General features: G+C 73.8%; 13 protein-coding genes and 1 riboswitch. Of the genes, 4 read left to right on the top strand and 9 right to left on the bottom strand.

Going from position 1 to position 14,816, the window contains the following annotated elements; translation table 11 throughout:
* Nucleotides 1-31: 31 nt before the first annotated feature.
* Nucleotides 32-919, bottom strand: coding sequence for a helix-turn-helix transcriptional regulator (locus H1D33_RS07375; RefSeq protein WP_181568785.1), 888 nt, complete (start codon nt 917-919; stop codon nt 32-34).
* Between the two features lie 127 nt (nt 920-1,046).
* On the opposite strand from H1D33_RS07375, the gene H1D33_RS07370 reads away from it, so the two are divergent.
* Entirely contained in the window at nt 1,047-2,318 is a 1,272-nt protein-coding gene (locus H1D33_RS07370) for a sulfite oxidase (RefSeq protein ID WP_181568786.1), read from the top strand.
* On the opposite strand, the gene H1D33_RS07365 is transcribed toward H1D33_RS07370, so the two are convergent.
* The 4 genes from H1D33_RS07365 to H1D33_RS07350 form a co-directional block, all read right to left on the bottom strand.
* Entirely contained in the window at nt 2,305-2,853 is a 549-nt protein-coding gene (locus H1D33_RS07365; RefSeq protein WP_181568787.1) for an RNA 2'-phosphotransferase, read from the bottom strand. The genes H1D33_RS07370 and H1D33_RS07365 overlap by 14 nt on opposite strands.
* A gap of 55 nt (nt 2,854-2,908) precedes the next feature.
* Nucleotides 2,909-4,018, bottom strand: coding sequence for a hypothetical protein (locus H1D33_RS07360; RefSeq protein ID WP_181568788.1), 1,110 nt, complete (start codon nt 4,016-4,018; stop codon nt 2,909-2,911).
* Nucleotides 4,019-4,260: 242 nt separating this feature from the next.
* Nucleotides 4,261-5,310: an aldo/keto reductase gene (locus H1D33_RS07355; RefSeq protein WP_181568789.1), complete on the bottom strand. Its 1,050-nt coding sequence runs from the start codon at nt 5,308-5,310 to the stop codon at nt 4,261-4,263.
* An 80-nt stretch (nt 5,311-5,390) separates the two neighbouring features.
* Nucleotides 5,391-7,340: an ABC transporter ATP-binding protein gene (locus H1D33_RS07350; protein ID WP_181568790.1), complete on the bottom strand. Its 1,950-nt coding sequence runs from the start codon at nt 7,338-7,340 to the stop codon at nt 5,391-5,393.
* A gap of 222 nt (nt 7,341-7,562) precedes the next feature.
* Between H1D33_RS07350 and pgi the strand changes: the two genes are divergently transcribed.
* Both pgi and H1D33_RS07340 read left to right on the top strand, forming a co-directional pair.
* On the top strand, nt 7,563-9,197 hold the full coding sequence (pgi, locus tag H1D33_RS07345; protein WP_181568791.1) for a glucose-6-phosphate isomerase: 1,635 nt from the start codon (nt 7,563-7,565) through the stop codon (nt 9,195-9,197).
* A gap of 117 nt (nt 9,198-9,314) precedes the next feature.
* Nucleotides 9,315-9,503, top strand: a complete 189-nt coding sequence (locus H1D33_RS07340; RefSeq protein ID WP_181568792.1) for a hypothetical protein — start codon at nt 9,315-9,317, stop codon at nt 9,501-9,503.
* A gap of 637 nt (nt 9,504-10,140) precedes the next feature.
* Here H1D33_RS07340 and H1D33_RS07335 read toward each other — a convergent pair.
* The 4 genes from H1D33_RS07335 to H1D33_RS07320 are packed head-to-tail and all read right to left on the bottom strand — an operon-like array spanning nt 10,141 to nt 13,476.
* Nucleotides 10,141-10,554: a type II toxin-antitoxin system Phd/YefM family antitoxin gene (locus H1D33_RS07335; RefSeq protein ID WP_181568793.1), complete on the bottom strand. Its 414-nt coding sequence runs from the start codon at nt 10,552-10,554 to the stop codon at nt 10,141-10,143.
* A 38-nt stretch (nt 10,555-10,592) separates the two neighbouring features.
* Nucleotides 10,593-11,135 (bottom strand): GNAT family N-acetyltransferase, encoded by a 543-nt coding sequence (locus H1D33_RS07330; RefSeq protein WP_181568794.1) that lies wholly within the window; start codon nt 11,133-11,135, stop codon nt 10,593-10,595.
* Between the two features lie 50 nt (nt 11,136-11,185).
* Nucleotides 11,186-12,907: an acyl-CoA dehydrogenase family protein gene (locus H1D33_RS07325; RefSeq protein ID WP_181568795.1), complete on the bottom strand. Its 1,722-nt coding sequence runs from the start codon at nt 12,905-12,907 to the stop codon at nt 11,186-11,188.
* Nucleotides 12,904-13,476, bottom strand: coding sequence for a PadR family transcriptional regulator (locus tag H1D33_RS07320; protein WP_181568796.1), 573 nt, complete (start codon nt 13,474-13,476; stop codon nt 12,904-12,906). The genes H1D33_RS07325 and H1D33_RS07320 overlap by 4 nt, the downstream gene beginning before the upstream one ends.
* 125 nt (nt 13,477-13,601) lie before the next feature.
* A riboswitch (SAM riboswitch) is annotated at nt 13,602-13,712 on the top strand.
* A gap of 244 nt (nt 13,713-13,956) precedes the next feature.
* Between H1D33_RS07320 and H1D33_RS07315 the strand changes: the two genes are divergently transcribed.
* Nucleotides 13,957-14,811: an ABC transporter substrate-binding protein gene (locus H1D33_RS07315; RefSeq protein WP_181568797.1), complete on the top strand. Its 855-nt coding sequence runs from the start codon at nt 13,957-13,959 to the stop codon at nt 14,809-14,811.
* Nucleotides 14,812-14,816: the final 5 nt, after the last annotated feature.

The raw sequence follows: 14,816 nt of genomic DNA, 5'->3' as shown, positions 1-14,816 counted from the left end.
GGAGCACCTCGCGTCGAGCGTTGGGATGGCGCTATGCGCGCATGGCAGGCGGCTGCGGAGCGCCGGCACGGGTGGTGACGGCCCCATGCACGAGCAACGTCATCGCCGCGTGCGAGGCCGAACCGGGTTCGGTGGTGGCGACGACGACGGTCTGACCGTCCTCGGTACGCAGGGTCTGCTGCGTCACGTCCATCGTGCCGACCAGCGGGTGACGCATCCGGTGGACCGTGTCGCCGCCGGCCTTCACCCGGTGGTCGGCCCACATGGCAGCGAACTCCGGGCTCCGCACCGTCAACTCGCCGACCAACGCGGCCGTCAGCGGGTCGTCCGGATCCTGCCCGGACGCCATTCGCAGCGTCGCCACCACCGCGCGGGCCTTGGTGGGCCAGTCCGCGTACAGGTCGCGGGTGTGCGCGTCCAGGAACACCAGCCGTGCCATGTTCGGGCCCTGGCCCGGTCGCTCCGGGATCTCCGGAGGCAGGTGACCGGCGAACAGGGCATGACCCGCGGTGTTCCACGCCAGCACGTCCGCGCGGCGACCGAGCACCACCACGGGCACGTCACCGAGCGTCGCGACGAGCTGGCGGACCGCCGGACTCGCCCGCTCCGCGGCCGGGCGGCGTACGGCGGGCCGGCGGCGGGTCCCGGCCACCAGCTCGCCCAGGTGGCGGCGCTCCGCGTCGTCGAGCCGCAGTGCCCGGGCGAGCGCGTCGAGCACCTCGGGTGAGGCGTTCACGGCCTGCCCCTGCTCCAGCCGGGAGTAGTACGACACACTCACCCCGGCCAGCAGGGCCAGTTCCTCCCGGCGCAGCCCGCGCACCCGGCGCCGTTCACCGTACGTCGCCACGCCGGTGTCCTCCGGCCGTAGCTGGGAGCGCCGGGCCTGGAGGAATTCGCCGAGCGGTCCTCTCGCGTTCATGACTCGAAGTATGGCGAGCCCGGCCCGCGCCAACCACACCCTGCCAGGGGTATGCACCGCATGGCGAGCCCGCCTTTCCTACTGATGTAATAGGAATGGCAGCGTCGCCGAGCACCGGAGGTCACCCGTGAGCCTGTCCCCCACCGAAGCCGCCCACGACGCCGAGCGGAGCCGGCAGTGGCTCGCCGGTGCGGCACGCGGCGCCGGTGTCGACCGCGACCGCCTCCGGGAGGTGGGCGCCGCGATGACCGCGGTCACCGCCGCCGCGGCCGAGCGCGAGCCGGTCGCGGTCGTCTCCGCCCCGGTCGGCGTGGACCCGCCGATCGCCAAGCCGCTGCCGCCGCACCTGCTGCGCCCGCTGGGCACCAACGCCGAGATGCGCTGGCCGGCGATGGCCGGTCAGGGGTACGTGGTGCCGACCGACCGCTTCTTCGTCCGCAACCACACCGTCACCCCGCACCTGGACCCGACCACCTGGCGGCTGCGCCTGTTCGGCGACGGGCTGCGCGGCGCGCCGACCCGCAGCGCGCCGGTGGAGTTCACCCTCGACGAGTTGCGCCGGCTGCCGGCCGAGGAGAGCACCGCGCTCGTCGAGTGCGCCGGCAACGGGCGACGGTTCTTCGCCGAGCAGCAGGGCGACCCGACGCCGGGGGTGGCCTGGGGGCTGGGCGGCGTCGGCGTGGCGCGCTGGCGCGGCGTACCGCTGGGCACCGTGCTGCGCCGGGCCGGCCTGCGCGACGACGCGGTCGACGTGATGCCCGAGGGCCTCGATCCGGACTACGTCACCGGCGGGGTGAACCTGGGCCGGGTCCGCCGGCCCCTGCCGGTCGCCAAGGCGCTCGACGACGTGCTGCTGGCGTACGAGATGAACGGCGAGCCGCTGCCCGCCGACCACGGCTTCCCGGTGCGCGTGGTGGTGCCCGGCTGGATCGGCATCTCCTCGATCAAGTGGGTGGGCCCGGTCGAGGTCTCCACCACGCCCCTGTTCTCACCCTGGAACACCCAGTTCTACCGGCTGTTCGGCCCCAGCCACCCGGTCGACGGCACGGTGCTCGGCGCGCAGCCGGTGAAGAGCGCGTTCGAGCTGGCCTGGGACGCCCGGGTGCCGGCCGGCGAGGAGCTGCTGCTGCGCGGCCGGTCCTGGTCCGGCACCGGGCCGATCGAGCGGGTCGAGGTGGACACCGGCGACGGGTGGCGCCCGGCCGACCTGGTCGCCGCCGACCGGGGCGGCCCCTGGCAGCGCTGGACCGCGCGTTGGCGCCCGCCGACCGCCGGCCGGCACACGCTGCGCGCCCGCGCCACCGACCGCACCGGCGCCGGTCAACCCGACCGGGCCGCGCCGAACGACCTCGCGTACCTCTTCGACGGCGTGGTGGCGCACCCGGTCACGGCGTGCTGACCGTCAGGTAGGCCGGCGGCACCGCGTCGGTCAGCCACACCCCGTTCGCGGACCGGTGGAACAGGTGACCGTTCGCTGCCATCGCGACGGCGTCGACCGCCAGCACCACCACCGCGCCACCGCGACGCGCGCCGACCCGCCGGGCCGTCGGCACGTCCGCCGACAGGTGTACGTGGTGTCGCCGCCCCCGGCGCAGCCCCTGCGCCAGGATGGCGGGCAGCACGTCCTCGGCGGTGCCGTGGAAGAGCCGGCCGGGCGGGTCGGCCGGGGCCAGCCCGAGGTCGACCGGGACCGAGTGCCCCTGGCTGGCGCGGATCCGCTCGACGCCGTCCGGGCCGGGCTCGACCGCGAAGCGCTGCTTGTCGTTGCCGGCCACCACGGCGTCCAGGTCGGCGCGGCCGATCCGCATCGCGGCGAGCAGGTCGGCGACCGGCACCCAGCCGGCCCGGTCGAGGGTCAGGCCGAACCGGTCGGGACGGTGGCGCAACGCCAGCGACATCCGCTTGCTCACCCGGACCAGGTCACGGTGTTCCACTCCGACAGTGTGGGCGACCGGCCCGGCCCGCGTCGACCGGGTTCCCGTGGCCGGCTCAGCGGACGGCGGCCGACGTCGCGTCGGCCATCAGGCCGGCGGCGTCCACCACCTCGAAGTCGCTGCCGCGCAGGCGGTCCAGGGCGTGCAGCGCGTCGTTGTCCCAGCGCGGATCCGGGGCGCCGGAGATGTACCAGGCCGAACCGTGGTCGGCCACGATCAGCCCATGCCGGCGCATCGCCTCGGCCACGATCCGCGCCTGCCGGGGCAGCCCGGACAGGTCGACCGAGCGCTTGAGCCGTAACCGCTGTCCGAGCTGCGGCAGGGCCGGGTCGGTGGCCGACGAGGCGGAGTGGCTGGCCGGCCAGGTCCAGCCGGTGCGGGTACGCGGCACGGTCACCCGGATCGCGTGGTCGATCCGGCCGGCCGCCACCTCGTCGTAGCGGACCAGCCCGGCCAGCACCGACAGGCCGGCCGCGTCGGCGGACGTCCAGCCCGCCCGGCGCATCCGGTTGGACCGCAGGTCGAACACCGCGCCGGACCCGGCCCGCCAGCCGCTGCCGGAGCGGTGCGCGTCGAACAGCTCGTACGCCCGGCAGGCGGTCCGGTCCCAGACGATCACGTGCCGGTCGCCGGTGCCGGACGGTCCGCCCTCCACCTTCGCGTCGGGCGGGATCGGGTACGGGCCCGGGTCGCTCTCGTCGGCGTACCCGAAGGTCACCGGGACCTTCCGCTGCCCGGCCGGGACCACGGTGACCGGGATGCCGATCGGCGCGCCCTCCCACTGCCCGGAGCCGAAGTCGGCGTGCACGTTCGCGCCCGCCCCGATCGCGCCGACCATCGCGGCCGAGCGGGAGTGCACCGGCAACCGGGAGACGTCGGCGTGCCAGACGTTGTCGGCCGGGAACACGCTGCAGGCTCGGGCCGCCGGGGCGCTCGGTCGGGCGCCGATCCCGGCCCGGGCGGCCGGCGCGGACGACGCCGACGGCGCGCCCGGCCCACCGCCGGCCGCAGATTCGCCGGCACCGGACGTGGCGCCGAGGGCGGTGGAGGTGGCGTCGGGGGCGGTGGCGCCGGTTCCGGTGGTGGCCCCGGACGCGGAGCAGCCGGCGGTGACCAGGGCGAGCACGGCGAGCACCGCGGCGCGGCGAGGGCGGGGACGGAGCATTCCGGCGATCCTGCCCCACCCCGCACTCCCCGGCAACCACCCGTACACCTCACCCGTCCTCCGCCCCATCCGTCTCGCCGCCTACCCGGCGAGTCCTGTTTCCGGGATAGACGTCTCGCATCACAGGATGGTCGTAGATCTTGGAACGAACCGGCCCCCGGAGGGGCCGTTCGGTACCAAGATCTGCCGGCGGCCGAACGAGGCACCGCCACACGCGGCGGCGGGATGTGGGTGCGCGCCGGTCAGGCGGCGGCGCGCTCCGGCAGCGGACGACGGCGCAGCGCGGGATCGGTGAGCGTCGGCGGGGACCAGGCGCCGTCGGGCTGGTAGAGGTTCATCCCGGGCGGCACGATCTCGTCGATCCGGTCGAGCACCGCGTCGTCGAGCGTCAGCGCCGCGCCGTCGAGCAGCGCGTCCAGTTGCGCCATGGTGCGCGGACCGATGATCGTGGAGGTGACCGCCGGGTGCGCGGCGGTGAACGCCACGGCCAGGTGCGGCAGCGTGCAGCCGACCTCGTCGGCGAGCGCCGCCAGGTCCTCGACGGCGGCGTACTTGGCGGCGTTGCCGGGCAGCGCCGGGTCGAACCGGGCCGGGGTGAGCGCGGGCCGGCCGGCGGTGAGGTCGACCGGCCGGTCGCGCCGGTAGCGGCCGGACAGGAAGCCGGAGGCCAGCGGGCTCCACACCAGCACGCCCATCCGGTGGCGGCGGCACGCCGGCAGCACCGAGGTCTCGATCCCGCGCGCCAGGATCGAGTACGGGGGCTGCTCGGTGCGGAACCGACCGAGCGCCCGCCGCTCGGCGACGTGCTGGGCCTCCACGATCTCGTCGGCCGGGAACGTCGAGCAGCCGAACGCGCGGATCTTGCCGGCGCGGACCAGGTCGGTGAGTGCGCCCAGCGTCTCCTCGATGTCGGTGGTGTGGTCGGGCCGGTGGACCTGGTAGAGGTCGATCCAGTCGGTGCCCAACCGGCGCAGGCTCTCCTCGACCTCGCGGACGATCCAGCGCCGCGAGTTGCCGCCCCGGTTGGGGCCCTCACCCATCGGGAAGTGCACCTTGGTGGCGAGCACCACGTCGTCGCGCCGGCCGCGCAGCGCCTTGCCGACGATCACCTCGGACTCCCCCGCCGAGTACATGTCGGCGGTGTCCACCATGTTGACGCCGCGGTCCAGCGCGGCGTGCACGATCCGGACGCAGTCGTCGTGGTCGGGATTGCCGACGGCGCCGAACATCATGGTGCCGAGACAGTGGACGCTGACCTCGATGCCGGTGCCGCCGAGGACGCGGTAGCGCATGGGAACTCCAGGGTGTGTGACGCCGCACTGACCGGGCGGCGGCCGGTCCGGTCACGGTAGGGGTTCGAGTGCGCTGGAGGTCAACGGTCGGCGGTGGGCCCGCCGGCGCCGGCCAGGTAGCCGGACGCCTGCAGCTCGAACAGCTCCCGGTAGGGCCCGTCGGTGGCCATCAGCGTGTCGTGGTCGCCGGATTGCACGAGCCGGCCGTGGTCCATGACGAAGATCCGGTCGGCGTGCCGGACGTTGGCGAGCCGGTGGGTGATCAGCACGACGGTCCGGTCGGGGTGCCGGCGCAGGTGCGCGAAGAGGGCGTGTTCGGCGCGCGCGTCCAAGGCCGCCGAGGGCTCGTCGCAGATCAGCAGCCGGGCGTCCCGGTAGAGCCCGCGCGCGGCCACCAGCCGCTGCCACTGCCCGCCGGACAGGTCCTGGCCGTTCTTGAACTGCCGGTCCAGCAACGTGTCGTACCCGAACGGCAGCTCGCTGATCATGTCGTGCGCGGCGGCGTCCCGGGCGGCGGTCTCCACGCTGGGGCCGCCCGGGCCGGTCCGGTCGTGGCGGCCGACGCGGATGTTCTGCCCGGCGGTGAACGGGAACTTCCACCACTCCTGGCTCATCACCGCCACCTGGGCGGCGGTCTGCCGGGGGTCCAGCTCGGCGGCGTCCACGCCGTCCCAGCGGATGCTGCCGCCGGTGGGCCGGTAGAGGCCGGCGATCAGCTTGGCCAGCGTGGTCTTGCCGGAGCCGTTCTCCCCCACCAGCGCGACCACCTCGCCACGACGGAAGCTGAGGCTGACCTCGTCCACCGCGGCGGTCTCGGTGGCCGGGTAGCGCAGGCTGACCCGGTCGAGGTCGATCCGGTCGAAACCGTCGACCGGGCGGTCGCCGCCGGTCGGGACCCGCCGGCGGGCCCGGTCCACGAAGTCCCGGTAGTCCTGGTAGTAGAGGGCGTCCTCGTAGAGCGAGTTGGTGGCGAAGATCGCGGTGTGCAGGCTGCCGCGGGCGGACTGCAGGGCGAGCAGCGCGGTGGCGGCCGCCGCGAGCGCGACCACGCCGGTGAGCAGCAGGCCGCCGAGCACCAGGTAGAGCCCGAACGTGGCGACCCCGGTGACGGAGAGGCCGAGCGCCCGGGTGACCGTCTGGGCGCGGGCCAGCCGCAGCTCGGCACGCGTCTCCAGGCGCGTCATCAGCCGGAATTCCGAGAGCAGGAAGTCCTGCATCTGGTAGGCGCGGATCTCGGCCGCGGTGTGCCGGTTGGCCATCAGGTCGCCCAGCATCCACTTGCGCCGGCGCCGGGTGATCCGGGCAAGCCAGTCGACGCGTTGCCGGCGGGCCATCCGCACCGCCGTGACCGCCTCCGGGGCGGCGGCGACCAGGAGGCAGGGCAGCAGCACCGGGTGGATGATGGTCACCGCCGCCGCGGTGGCCACCACACCGACCACGCCGGTGACCAGGTTGACCGTGTCGTTGACCAGCGATCCCGCCTCCGCCACCCCGCGGTCGCGGGCGCGGTCCATCTCCTCGGCGAAGCCCGCGTCGTCGAACGCCGCCAGCTCCACCTCGGAGGTCGTCTCGAACAGGCGCCGCTCGACCGTGTAGTTGATCTGCGGGATGAGCCGGGCCTGCGCCCACCCGGCGGCGACGGTGAGCGCGCCGCGAGCGGTGACGGCCGCCGCGGCCAGGGCCAGCGCGGGCAGCGCCGCGCGGATCCGCGTCGGCGTCGGCCCGGCCGCGAAGAGCTGCTGGAGTACGCCGGTGGTGGCGAGCAGGCCCAGCGTGGTGAGCACCCCGGCGGCGACGTTGAGGCCGAGCGACGCCGCGGTGTCCTGGCGACTGCTCGACCAGCCCAGGCTGACCGCCTCGCGCACCAGCTCGGGCAGCCGCCGCGCCACCGACCAGAAGCCGGTGTCGGCAAGTTCGGTCGCGCGGTGCATCCAGTGCGGATCGACCAGCTCCGGCAGCGTCGGGTCACCGGACGGCTCGTCCGGCTCCGACGAATCGGACGCGGGACGTGGACGGACCACCCCGGCCATGGCACCTCCTGCGACGATCGGGCAGCAGGATATTACGTTCGGCTATCGGACCATGCCAGCCAGTGACGGCGTGTCGTACAGATGTCGGAACCGCGTGTCGCGCCGGCCACGCTCACCGGGTGGGTGACGCCGGGTCGCGTCGCGGCGACCGGCCGCGGGTGGCAGGCTGGTGGGGTCGCCGGCGAACGCCGACCGCCCGTCGTGAAGGAGAAGATCGACCCGATGGCTGTGGACGTCACCACCACGGACGAATGGCAGGCGCTGCGCAAGCACGCCGAGGCGATGCGCGGCACCCACCTGCGTGACCTCTTCGCCGCCGACGGGCAGCGGGGCGAACGGCTCACCGGCGAGGTCGCCGACCTGCACGTGGACTACAGCAAGAACCTGCTCACCGACGAGACGGTCGCGCTGCTCACCGCGCTCGCCGAGCGGGTCGGCCTGGCCGGGAGGATCGCGGCCATGTTCGCCGGCCGGCACATCAACGTCACCGAGGACCGGGCGGTGCTGCACACCGCGCTGCGGCTGCCCCGCGACGCCTCGCTCACCATCGACGGCCAGGACGTCGTCGCCGACGTGCACACCGTGCTGGACCGCATGTCGGCGTTCGCCGAGCGGGTGCGTTCCGACGCGTGGCGCGGCCACACCGGCGAGCGGATCACCACCGTGGTCAACATCGGCATCGGCGGCTCCGACCTGGGGCCGGTGATGGCGTACGAGGCGTTGAAAGCCTACCGCGACGCGGGGATCGCCTGCCGGTTCGTGTCCAACATCGACCCGACCGACATCCACGACAAGACCGCCGACCTGGACCCGGCGTCCACGCTGTTCGTGGTGGTGTCGAAGACGTTCTCCACCCAGGAGACGCTGGCCAACGCCGACCAGGCGCGGCGCTGGCTGCTCGCCGGGTTGGACGCCGACGACGACGCCGTCGCCCGGCACTTCGTCGCGGTCAGCACCAACGAGCAGCGGGTCCGTGACTTCGGCATCGACCCGGAGAACATGTTCGGCTTCTGGGACTGGGTGGGCGGGCGATACTCGCTGCCGTCGGCGGTCGGGTTGTCGGTGATGCTGGCGATCGGCCCGGACCGGTTCCGCGAGATGCTGGCCGGCTACCACGCCGTCGACGAGCACTTCCGCGCGACGCCGGTCGAGCGCAACGTGCCGGCGCTGCTCGGCCTGCTCAACGTCTGGTACACCGACTTCCTCAGCGCGGAGACCCACGCCGTGCTCCCGTACGCGCAGTACCTGCACCGGTTCCCGGCCTACCTGCAGCAGCTCACCATGGAGAGCAACGGCAAGTCGGTACGCATCGACGGCGCGCCGGTCACGTACCCCACCGGGGAGATCTTCTGGGGCGAGCCCGGCACCAACGGTCAGCACGCCTTCTACCAGCTCATCCACCAGGGCACCCGGCTGATCCCGGCGGACTTCATCGCGTTCAGCCGGCCCAACCACGACCTGGGCGACATGCACGACCTGTTCATGTCGAACTTCTTCGCGCAGACCGCCGCGCTCGCCTTCGGACGGACCCGCGAGCAGGTCGAGGCGGAGGGCACCGCGGCCGAGGTGGTGCCGCACCGGGTGATGGCCGGCAACCACCCGACCACGTCGATCCTGGCGCCGAAGCTCACCCCGGCGACGCTGGGCCAGTTGATCGCGCTCTACGAGCACATCGTCTTCACCGAGGCCGCGGTCTGGGACATCAACGCCTTCGACCAGTGGGGCGTGGAGCTGGGCAAGGTGATGGCCAACCAGCTCGCCCCGAAGCTCACCGGGTCGACCCCGGACCTGACCGAGGTGGACACCTCCACCGCCGAGCTGATCCGCCGCTACCGCGCCGAGCGCGGCCGGAGCTGACCCGACCGGCGATGCCCGGGCGGTCCGGCCGCCCGGGCGTCGCCGCAGCACCACCGCGTCGACCCGGCCAACCCGGGGTTCCGCGCGCCGCTCCACGGCGCGCGGTCCCGCTGTTTCGTGGTCACCACCCGCCACCAGCTCGACGAGCCGCCGCGGCGGCAGGTGCATGGCAAGGGCTCCGCCCCGCACCTGGCCGGGACGCTGCCGGACCGGCTGCCGCGCCGCACCGCCGCCGAGACCGCCGCCGGGCTCTTCGGGCGCGGGCGGGCTGACCAGCCGACGGGTCGAGGTGCCTTCCGCCGGTGACCGCCCCTCGGCGCCCCGTCCGGCCCATGGGTGGAACGCCACGGGTGAGTCAGGTCCCCGTTGACACCCATGGCGTTCCACTCAGGGCCCACTCTGCCCGGGAGTGGAACAGCACGGGTGTGCCAGTGCCCCGTAGACACCCATGGCGTTCCACCCGACTGCCGAACGACCGCTGAGGACACGCTGCGCCCACGCGACCGCAGCTCCCACCTCGACCGCAGCTCCCACCTCGACCGCAGCTCCCGCCCCGGCCGCAGCTCTCACCTCGACCGCAGCCCTCACGAGCAGACCGGAACCGGTCCGCGCGACGGTTGCCGCCCCGCCGGCGCGCTCACCCGAGCGCCACCCTCATCATGACCGCCCACCCACCAGCGCCCCCATGGCCCGGCCTGGACTCGGCGCCCCGCACACCCATCCGTCGATCGATCTTGGAGTTGTGGCACCTCAGATAACGGTCCGAACAGGACAATTTCTGGCACCACAAGTCCAAGATCGGCGGGCAGGGCGGGGCGACCCGGGGCGGGCAGGGCGGGCCGGGCAGGGCGGGCCGGGCAGGGCGGGGCGGGGCGACCCGGGCGGGCAGGGCGAGGCGGGCGGGGCGGGAGCCGCGCGGAAGGTGGGGCGGGAGCGGAGGGGGTCAGGGGCGGCGCAGGAGGTCGCTGTGGGCGGCCTTGAGGCGGGTGAGTGCGGGGTCTCCGGCGGGGGCGCGACGGTCCAGCTCGGCCCACGCCTCGGCGAGCGCGTCGGTCAGCGCCCGCAGCTCGGCGGCGTGTCGCCGGCTGGACTGGCGGTGCAGCTCCTCCAGGCGGCGGGCCCAGCCGGCGCTGATCGCGGCGACCCGCTCCGCGTCGGCGCGGGCCTGGGCGCCGGTGCGGGCGGCCGGGGCGGGCACGATCGCGGCGATCGGGCGTGGGTCGCCGTCGCGGGTGACGACGGTGACGGTGTCGGTCAGCTCGGCGAGGGAGACGAGCTGGGTGAGCCGGGTGCGGACCTCGCGCAGCGGCAGGGCGCGCGGCTGGGGGGACCGGTCGGCCAGTGCGGGGACAGCCATGGACACATGTTGACGTCCGGGTACGACAAGAAAGACGCTCAGGCCGTCCACTCCGGCGCGAGCACCGACCAGACCTCCATGTCGGCGCGGCCCTCGGGCACCGGCGCGGCGCCGCGCAGCACCCCGTCGCGGCGCATGCCGAGCCGGCGGGCGACCGCGATGCTGCGCTCGTTGCCGGCCCGGGTCACCCACTCGACCCGGTGGATGCCGCGTTCCCGGACCGCCCAGTCGACGACGATCCGGGCGGCCCGGGTGACCAGGCCCTGACCCTGGGCGTCCGCCTCCAGCCAGCAGCCGGCTTCGCACACCCCGCGGGCGGTGCTCAGCGACACCAGGAGTACTCCCCCGACGAGCGTGCCGCCCTGCCAGATGCCCCAGATCCCGCCGTCGTCGCGGGCCCACCGGTCGGCGTACGCCTGGAGGACCCGGCGGGCCGACTCGGCGTCGGTGGCCACGAACGACGCGCCGACCCAGGGCGCGATGTGCTCCCGGCAGCGGTCGAGGTTGGCGAGGAACTCGTCGGCGTGCCAGGGCTGCAACGGTCGCAGCTCGGCGTCGTCGGTCAGGGCGATCGCGAACATCCGTGCAACCTACCGGCCCGGGGTGCCGTCGCGCCCGCGGATTCCGCCGCTCAGGGCCGCATCTCGTACGCCCCGGCGAGGTCGGCGACCCGCTGCCACACCCGGGCCGTGCGGTCGGCGTCGACCACCGGACGCCGGACGTGGGCGAGCGCCCAGGCGGCCTGCTCGTCGGTGCTGGCCGGCTTGCCGTGCAGCTCGGTGGCGTAGCCGGAGAAGTCGCGTACCAGCAGGTCGAAGATCTCGTCCAGCAGGTCCGTGTCGAGGCCGGTGGACCCGGCCTGTTCCAGGATGAGCTGGCCGTAGACGACGAGCGCGAAGAGCTGGCCGATGGTGAGCAGGAAGTCCAGGTCGCGCTGCTGTGTCTCGTCCGGGGCGTGCGCGGCGAGCAGCGCGACCAGGCCGTCGGCCTGCTCCCGGAACCGGGCCACGTTGGGCAGGTGGGCGTGCGCGTCGTAGGCGGCGCGCCAGTCGTGGAAGCGGATCGCGCCGAGGCCGCGGGCCGGGCCCTGCCGGAACAGGAACTCGTCGTCGGCCGGGTCGCGCCGGGCCGGCACCGTCGGGTAGGACTGCGGCCGGAACAGGTAGTTCGGCATGAACTTGAGGATCAGGGCCAGGTTGACGTGCACCGTGCCCTCCAGCTTCGGCAGGCCGCGGATGTCCTTGGCGGCCTTGTCGAAGTAGGTGTCGGCCTCGAAGCCCTTGGCGGCGATGACGTCCCAGAGCAGGTCGACCACCTTCTCGCCCTCGGTGGTGACCTTCATCTTGGTCATCGGGTTGAACAGCAGGTAGCGGCGGTCGTCCGGGCCGGCCGAGCGGAAGTAGTCGACCGCCCGGTCGCTGAACAGCTTCATCGCCACCAGGCGGGCGTACGCGTCGGTCAGCTCGCGGCGCACGTGCGGGAAGTCGGTGACCCGCCGGCCGTAGAGCATCCGGCCGTGGGCGTGGGTGACCGCCTCGTACATGGCGTGCTCGCAGATGCCGATGGACGCGGTGCAGAGGTTGAACTTGCCGACGTTGACGGTGTTGAGCGCGGCGTCGAACGCGGCCGGGCCGGTGTGCAGCACGTCCTCGGCGCGCACCGGGTAGTCCTCCAGCCGGAACTCGGAGACGTACATCTGGGCGTTGACCACGTTGCGGACCAGCCGGTAGGCCGGGTGGCGGCTGTCGGCGGCGAAGAACACGTACCCCTCGGGGCCGTCGACGTCGGCGCGCCGGCCGAAGACCGAGACGAGGCCGGCGACGTTGCCGTTGCCGATGTAGTACTTGCCGCCGGTGGCCCGGAAGCCGCCCTCGCCGTCTGGGGTGAGCAGCATGTCGGTGGCGTAGATGTCGGCGCCGTGCGCGCGTTCGGAGAGGCCGAACGCCATCACGTGCCCCTGGTCGAGCAGTTCGGCGGCGCGGGCGCGGGCGGCGGGGTTGCCGCTCTGCCAGACCGGGCCGAGGCCGAGCACGGTGACCTGCCAGGTGTACCAGTAGCCGAGGCCGTAGAAGCCGAGGATCTCGCTGAGCGCCGCGTTGCGGGCGGTGTCCCAGCGCTTGTCCTTGTCGTCCGCGCCGTCGGCGGCCGGGGTGAGGAAGGTGGCGAAGAGACCTTCGCGGGCGGCGAAGTCGAGGAAGTCGGCGTACCACTCGCGCGCGTGGTAGCTGTCGACCAGGGCGCGCTTGCCGCGGGTCTCGAACCAGTCGATCGTGGCGCGCAGCAGCCGCCGCGAGGTCTCGTCGAGGTCGGCGGGGTCATAGCGGTGCGGGTGGAACAGCAGCGGGTCGCTCACGCGGAGGGCCTTTCCGGGTCGGGGTCGAGGTGGCGGAGGGTGGTCAGGACGTCGTCCAGCCAGGCCAGCACCATCCGTTCGTACGCGATGCCGCCGCGCAGCACGACGTGCTGGAGCGCCGCGCGGGCGTCGGGTGCGGCGGGGTCGCCGAAGTCGCGGCGCTCGCCGGCCAGGTAGCCGGCGAGGACGCTCTGGTGGTCGGCGCGGTAGCGCTCGACCTCGGCGACCAGGGTGGCGCGGCCGGCCGCGTCGTCGAACGCGGCGCCGCGGATCTTGACGGCGAGTTCGTGCCGGACCGCCTCCGGGCGCACCGGCGCGTGCAGCCAGTCGACGAGCGCGGCCCGGCCGGCCGGGGTGACCGACCAGATCTTCTTGTCCGGCAGGTTCTCCTGGCCGACCTCGACGCCGGTGATCCGGTCGTCCTCGGCCATCTGCCGCAGCACGCGGTAGATCTGCTGGTGGGTGGCGGTCCAGAAGCGGCCGATCGAGCGGTCGAAGCGCCGGGCCAGCTCGTAGCCGGAGGCGGGCTGCTCCAGCAGCGAGACGAGGATGGCGTGCTCCAGCGACATGCCGGTCATCTTGCTATGCACTTTGTTGCATAGCAAGCCCCGATCCGATCGAGGTAAGGGCCGGTCGTGACCGTGGTCATAACGGCTGGACGGCCGGCGTCCCGGTGCTGCTAGCCTTCTCGGCAGGTCATGAGCGCCAGCGTCAAGCCCCGGCTCGCTGGCCGGCAACCCTCCACCACGGTGGGGTGCTCCGGGTGAGGACCAGGCGCCGGCAGCCGTCGGCGCAAGCGTGGCCTGGCACCCAGGTCAGCACCGACGACCAGGGAGAACCATGTTCGCGCCACCCCCCGCACCGTCCCGCCCCGCGCTGGTCAGGCGTCGCCACGTCGACCTGATGCGGGTGTGCAGCGACCGCTGTCGCGTCGCGCGCTGAGCGAGCGTTCCGCCCCCTTTCCCGATCCACCCTCCCGGCTCCGCCGTGCCCCGGCGCCGCCGGCACCGGCACGCGTCCCGCGTGTCCGTCCACTCTGGAGAGACATCGTGCGTATCCGTACCGCCCTGACCCGCGTCGCCGCGCTCGGCGCCGCGGCCGTGCTCGCCGCCACCGCGCTGACCGCCTGCGGCGGTGGGGCCGACGACGCGGCCGACAACCCGTACGGCCTGCTGCGGCCCGGCGTGATCCGGGCCGGCACGCTCACCGACGCCCCGCCGAACGTCTACCTGAAGAACGGGAAGTTCACCGGCTTCGACAACGACCTGCTCACCGCCGTCGCCGGCAAGGTCGGCCTCAAGGTCGAGTTCGTCGGCACCGACTTCTCCGCCCTGCTCTCCCAGGTCGACAACCGCACGTTCGACGTCGGCAGCTCGTCGATCACGGTCACCGAGGCACGGAAGAAGACGGTGGACTTCGGCAACGGCTACGACTTCGGCTACTTCGGCCTGGACGTGCCGACCGGCTCCTCGATCACCGGCTTCGACCAGCTCGCCGGCAAGCGGGTGGTGGTCGTCCAGGGCACCGTGCAGGACGACTTCGCCACGAGGCAGAACCTGGACCCGGTGCGGGTGCCCGACTACAACGGCGCGGTCAACCAGCTCAAGGCCGGCACCGCCGACGCCTGGATCGCCCCGGCCGAGATCGGCGACAAGTCCGCCGCCGACAGCAAGGGCCGGATCACGGTGGCGGCGAAGCAGCTCAGCCCGGCCCCGACCGCGTACGCGGTGGCGAGGGGCAACGACAGGCTGCGCGAGGCGCTGGACAAGGGCCTCGACCAGGTGATCGCGGACGGCACCTGGAGCCGCCTGCAGGCGCGGTACTACCCGGGCCGGCCGATCCCGGCCGACTTCACCCCGGGCAGCGGCACGGTTCCGGTCCCCTCGCCGTCGGCCGGCTCCTGAGCCGG

It is taken from the genome of Micromonospora ferruginea (assembly GCF_013694245.2).
GTDB classification, from domain to species: domain Bacteria; phylum Actinomycetota; class Actinomycetes; order Mycobacteriales; family Micromonosporaceae; genus Micromonospora; species Micromonospora robiginosa.
This window is presented reverse-complemented; position numbering and strand designations above follow the sequence as displayed.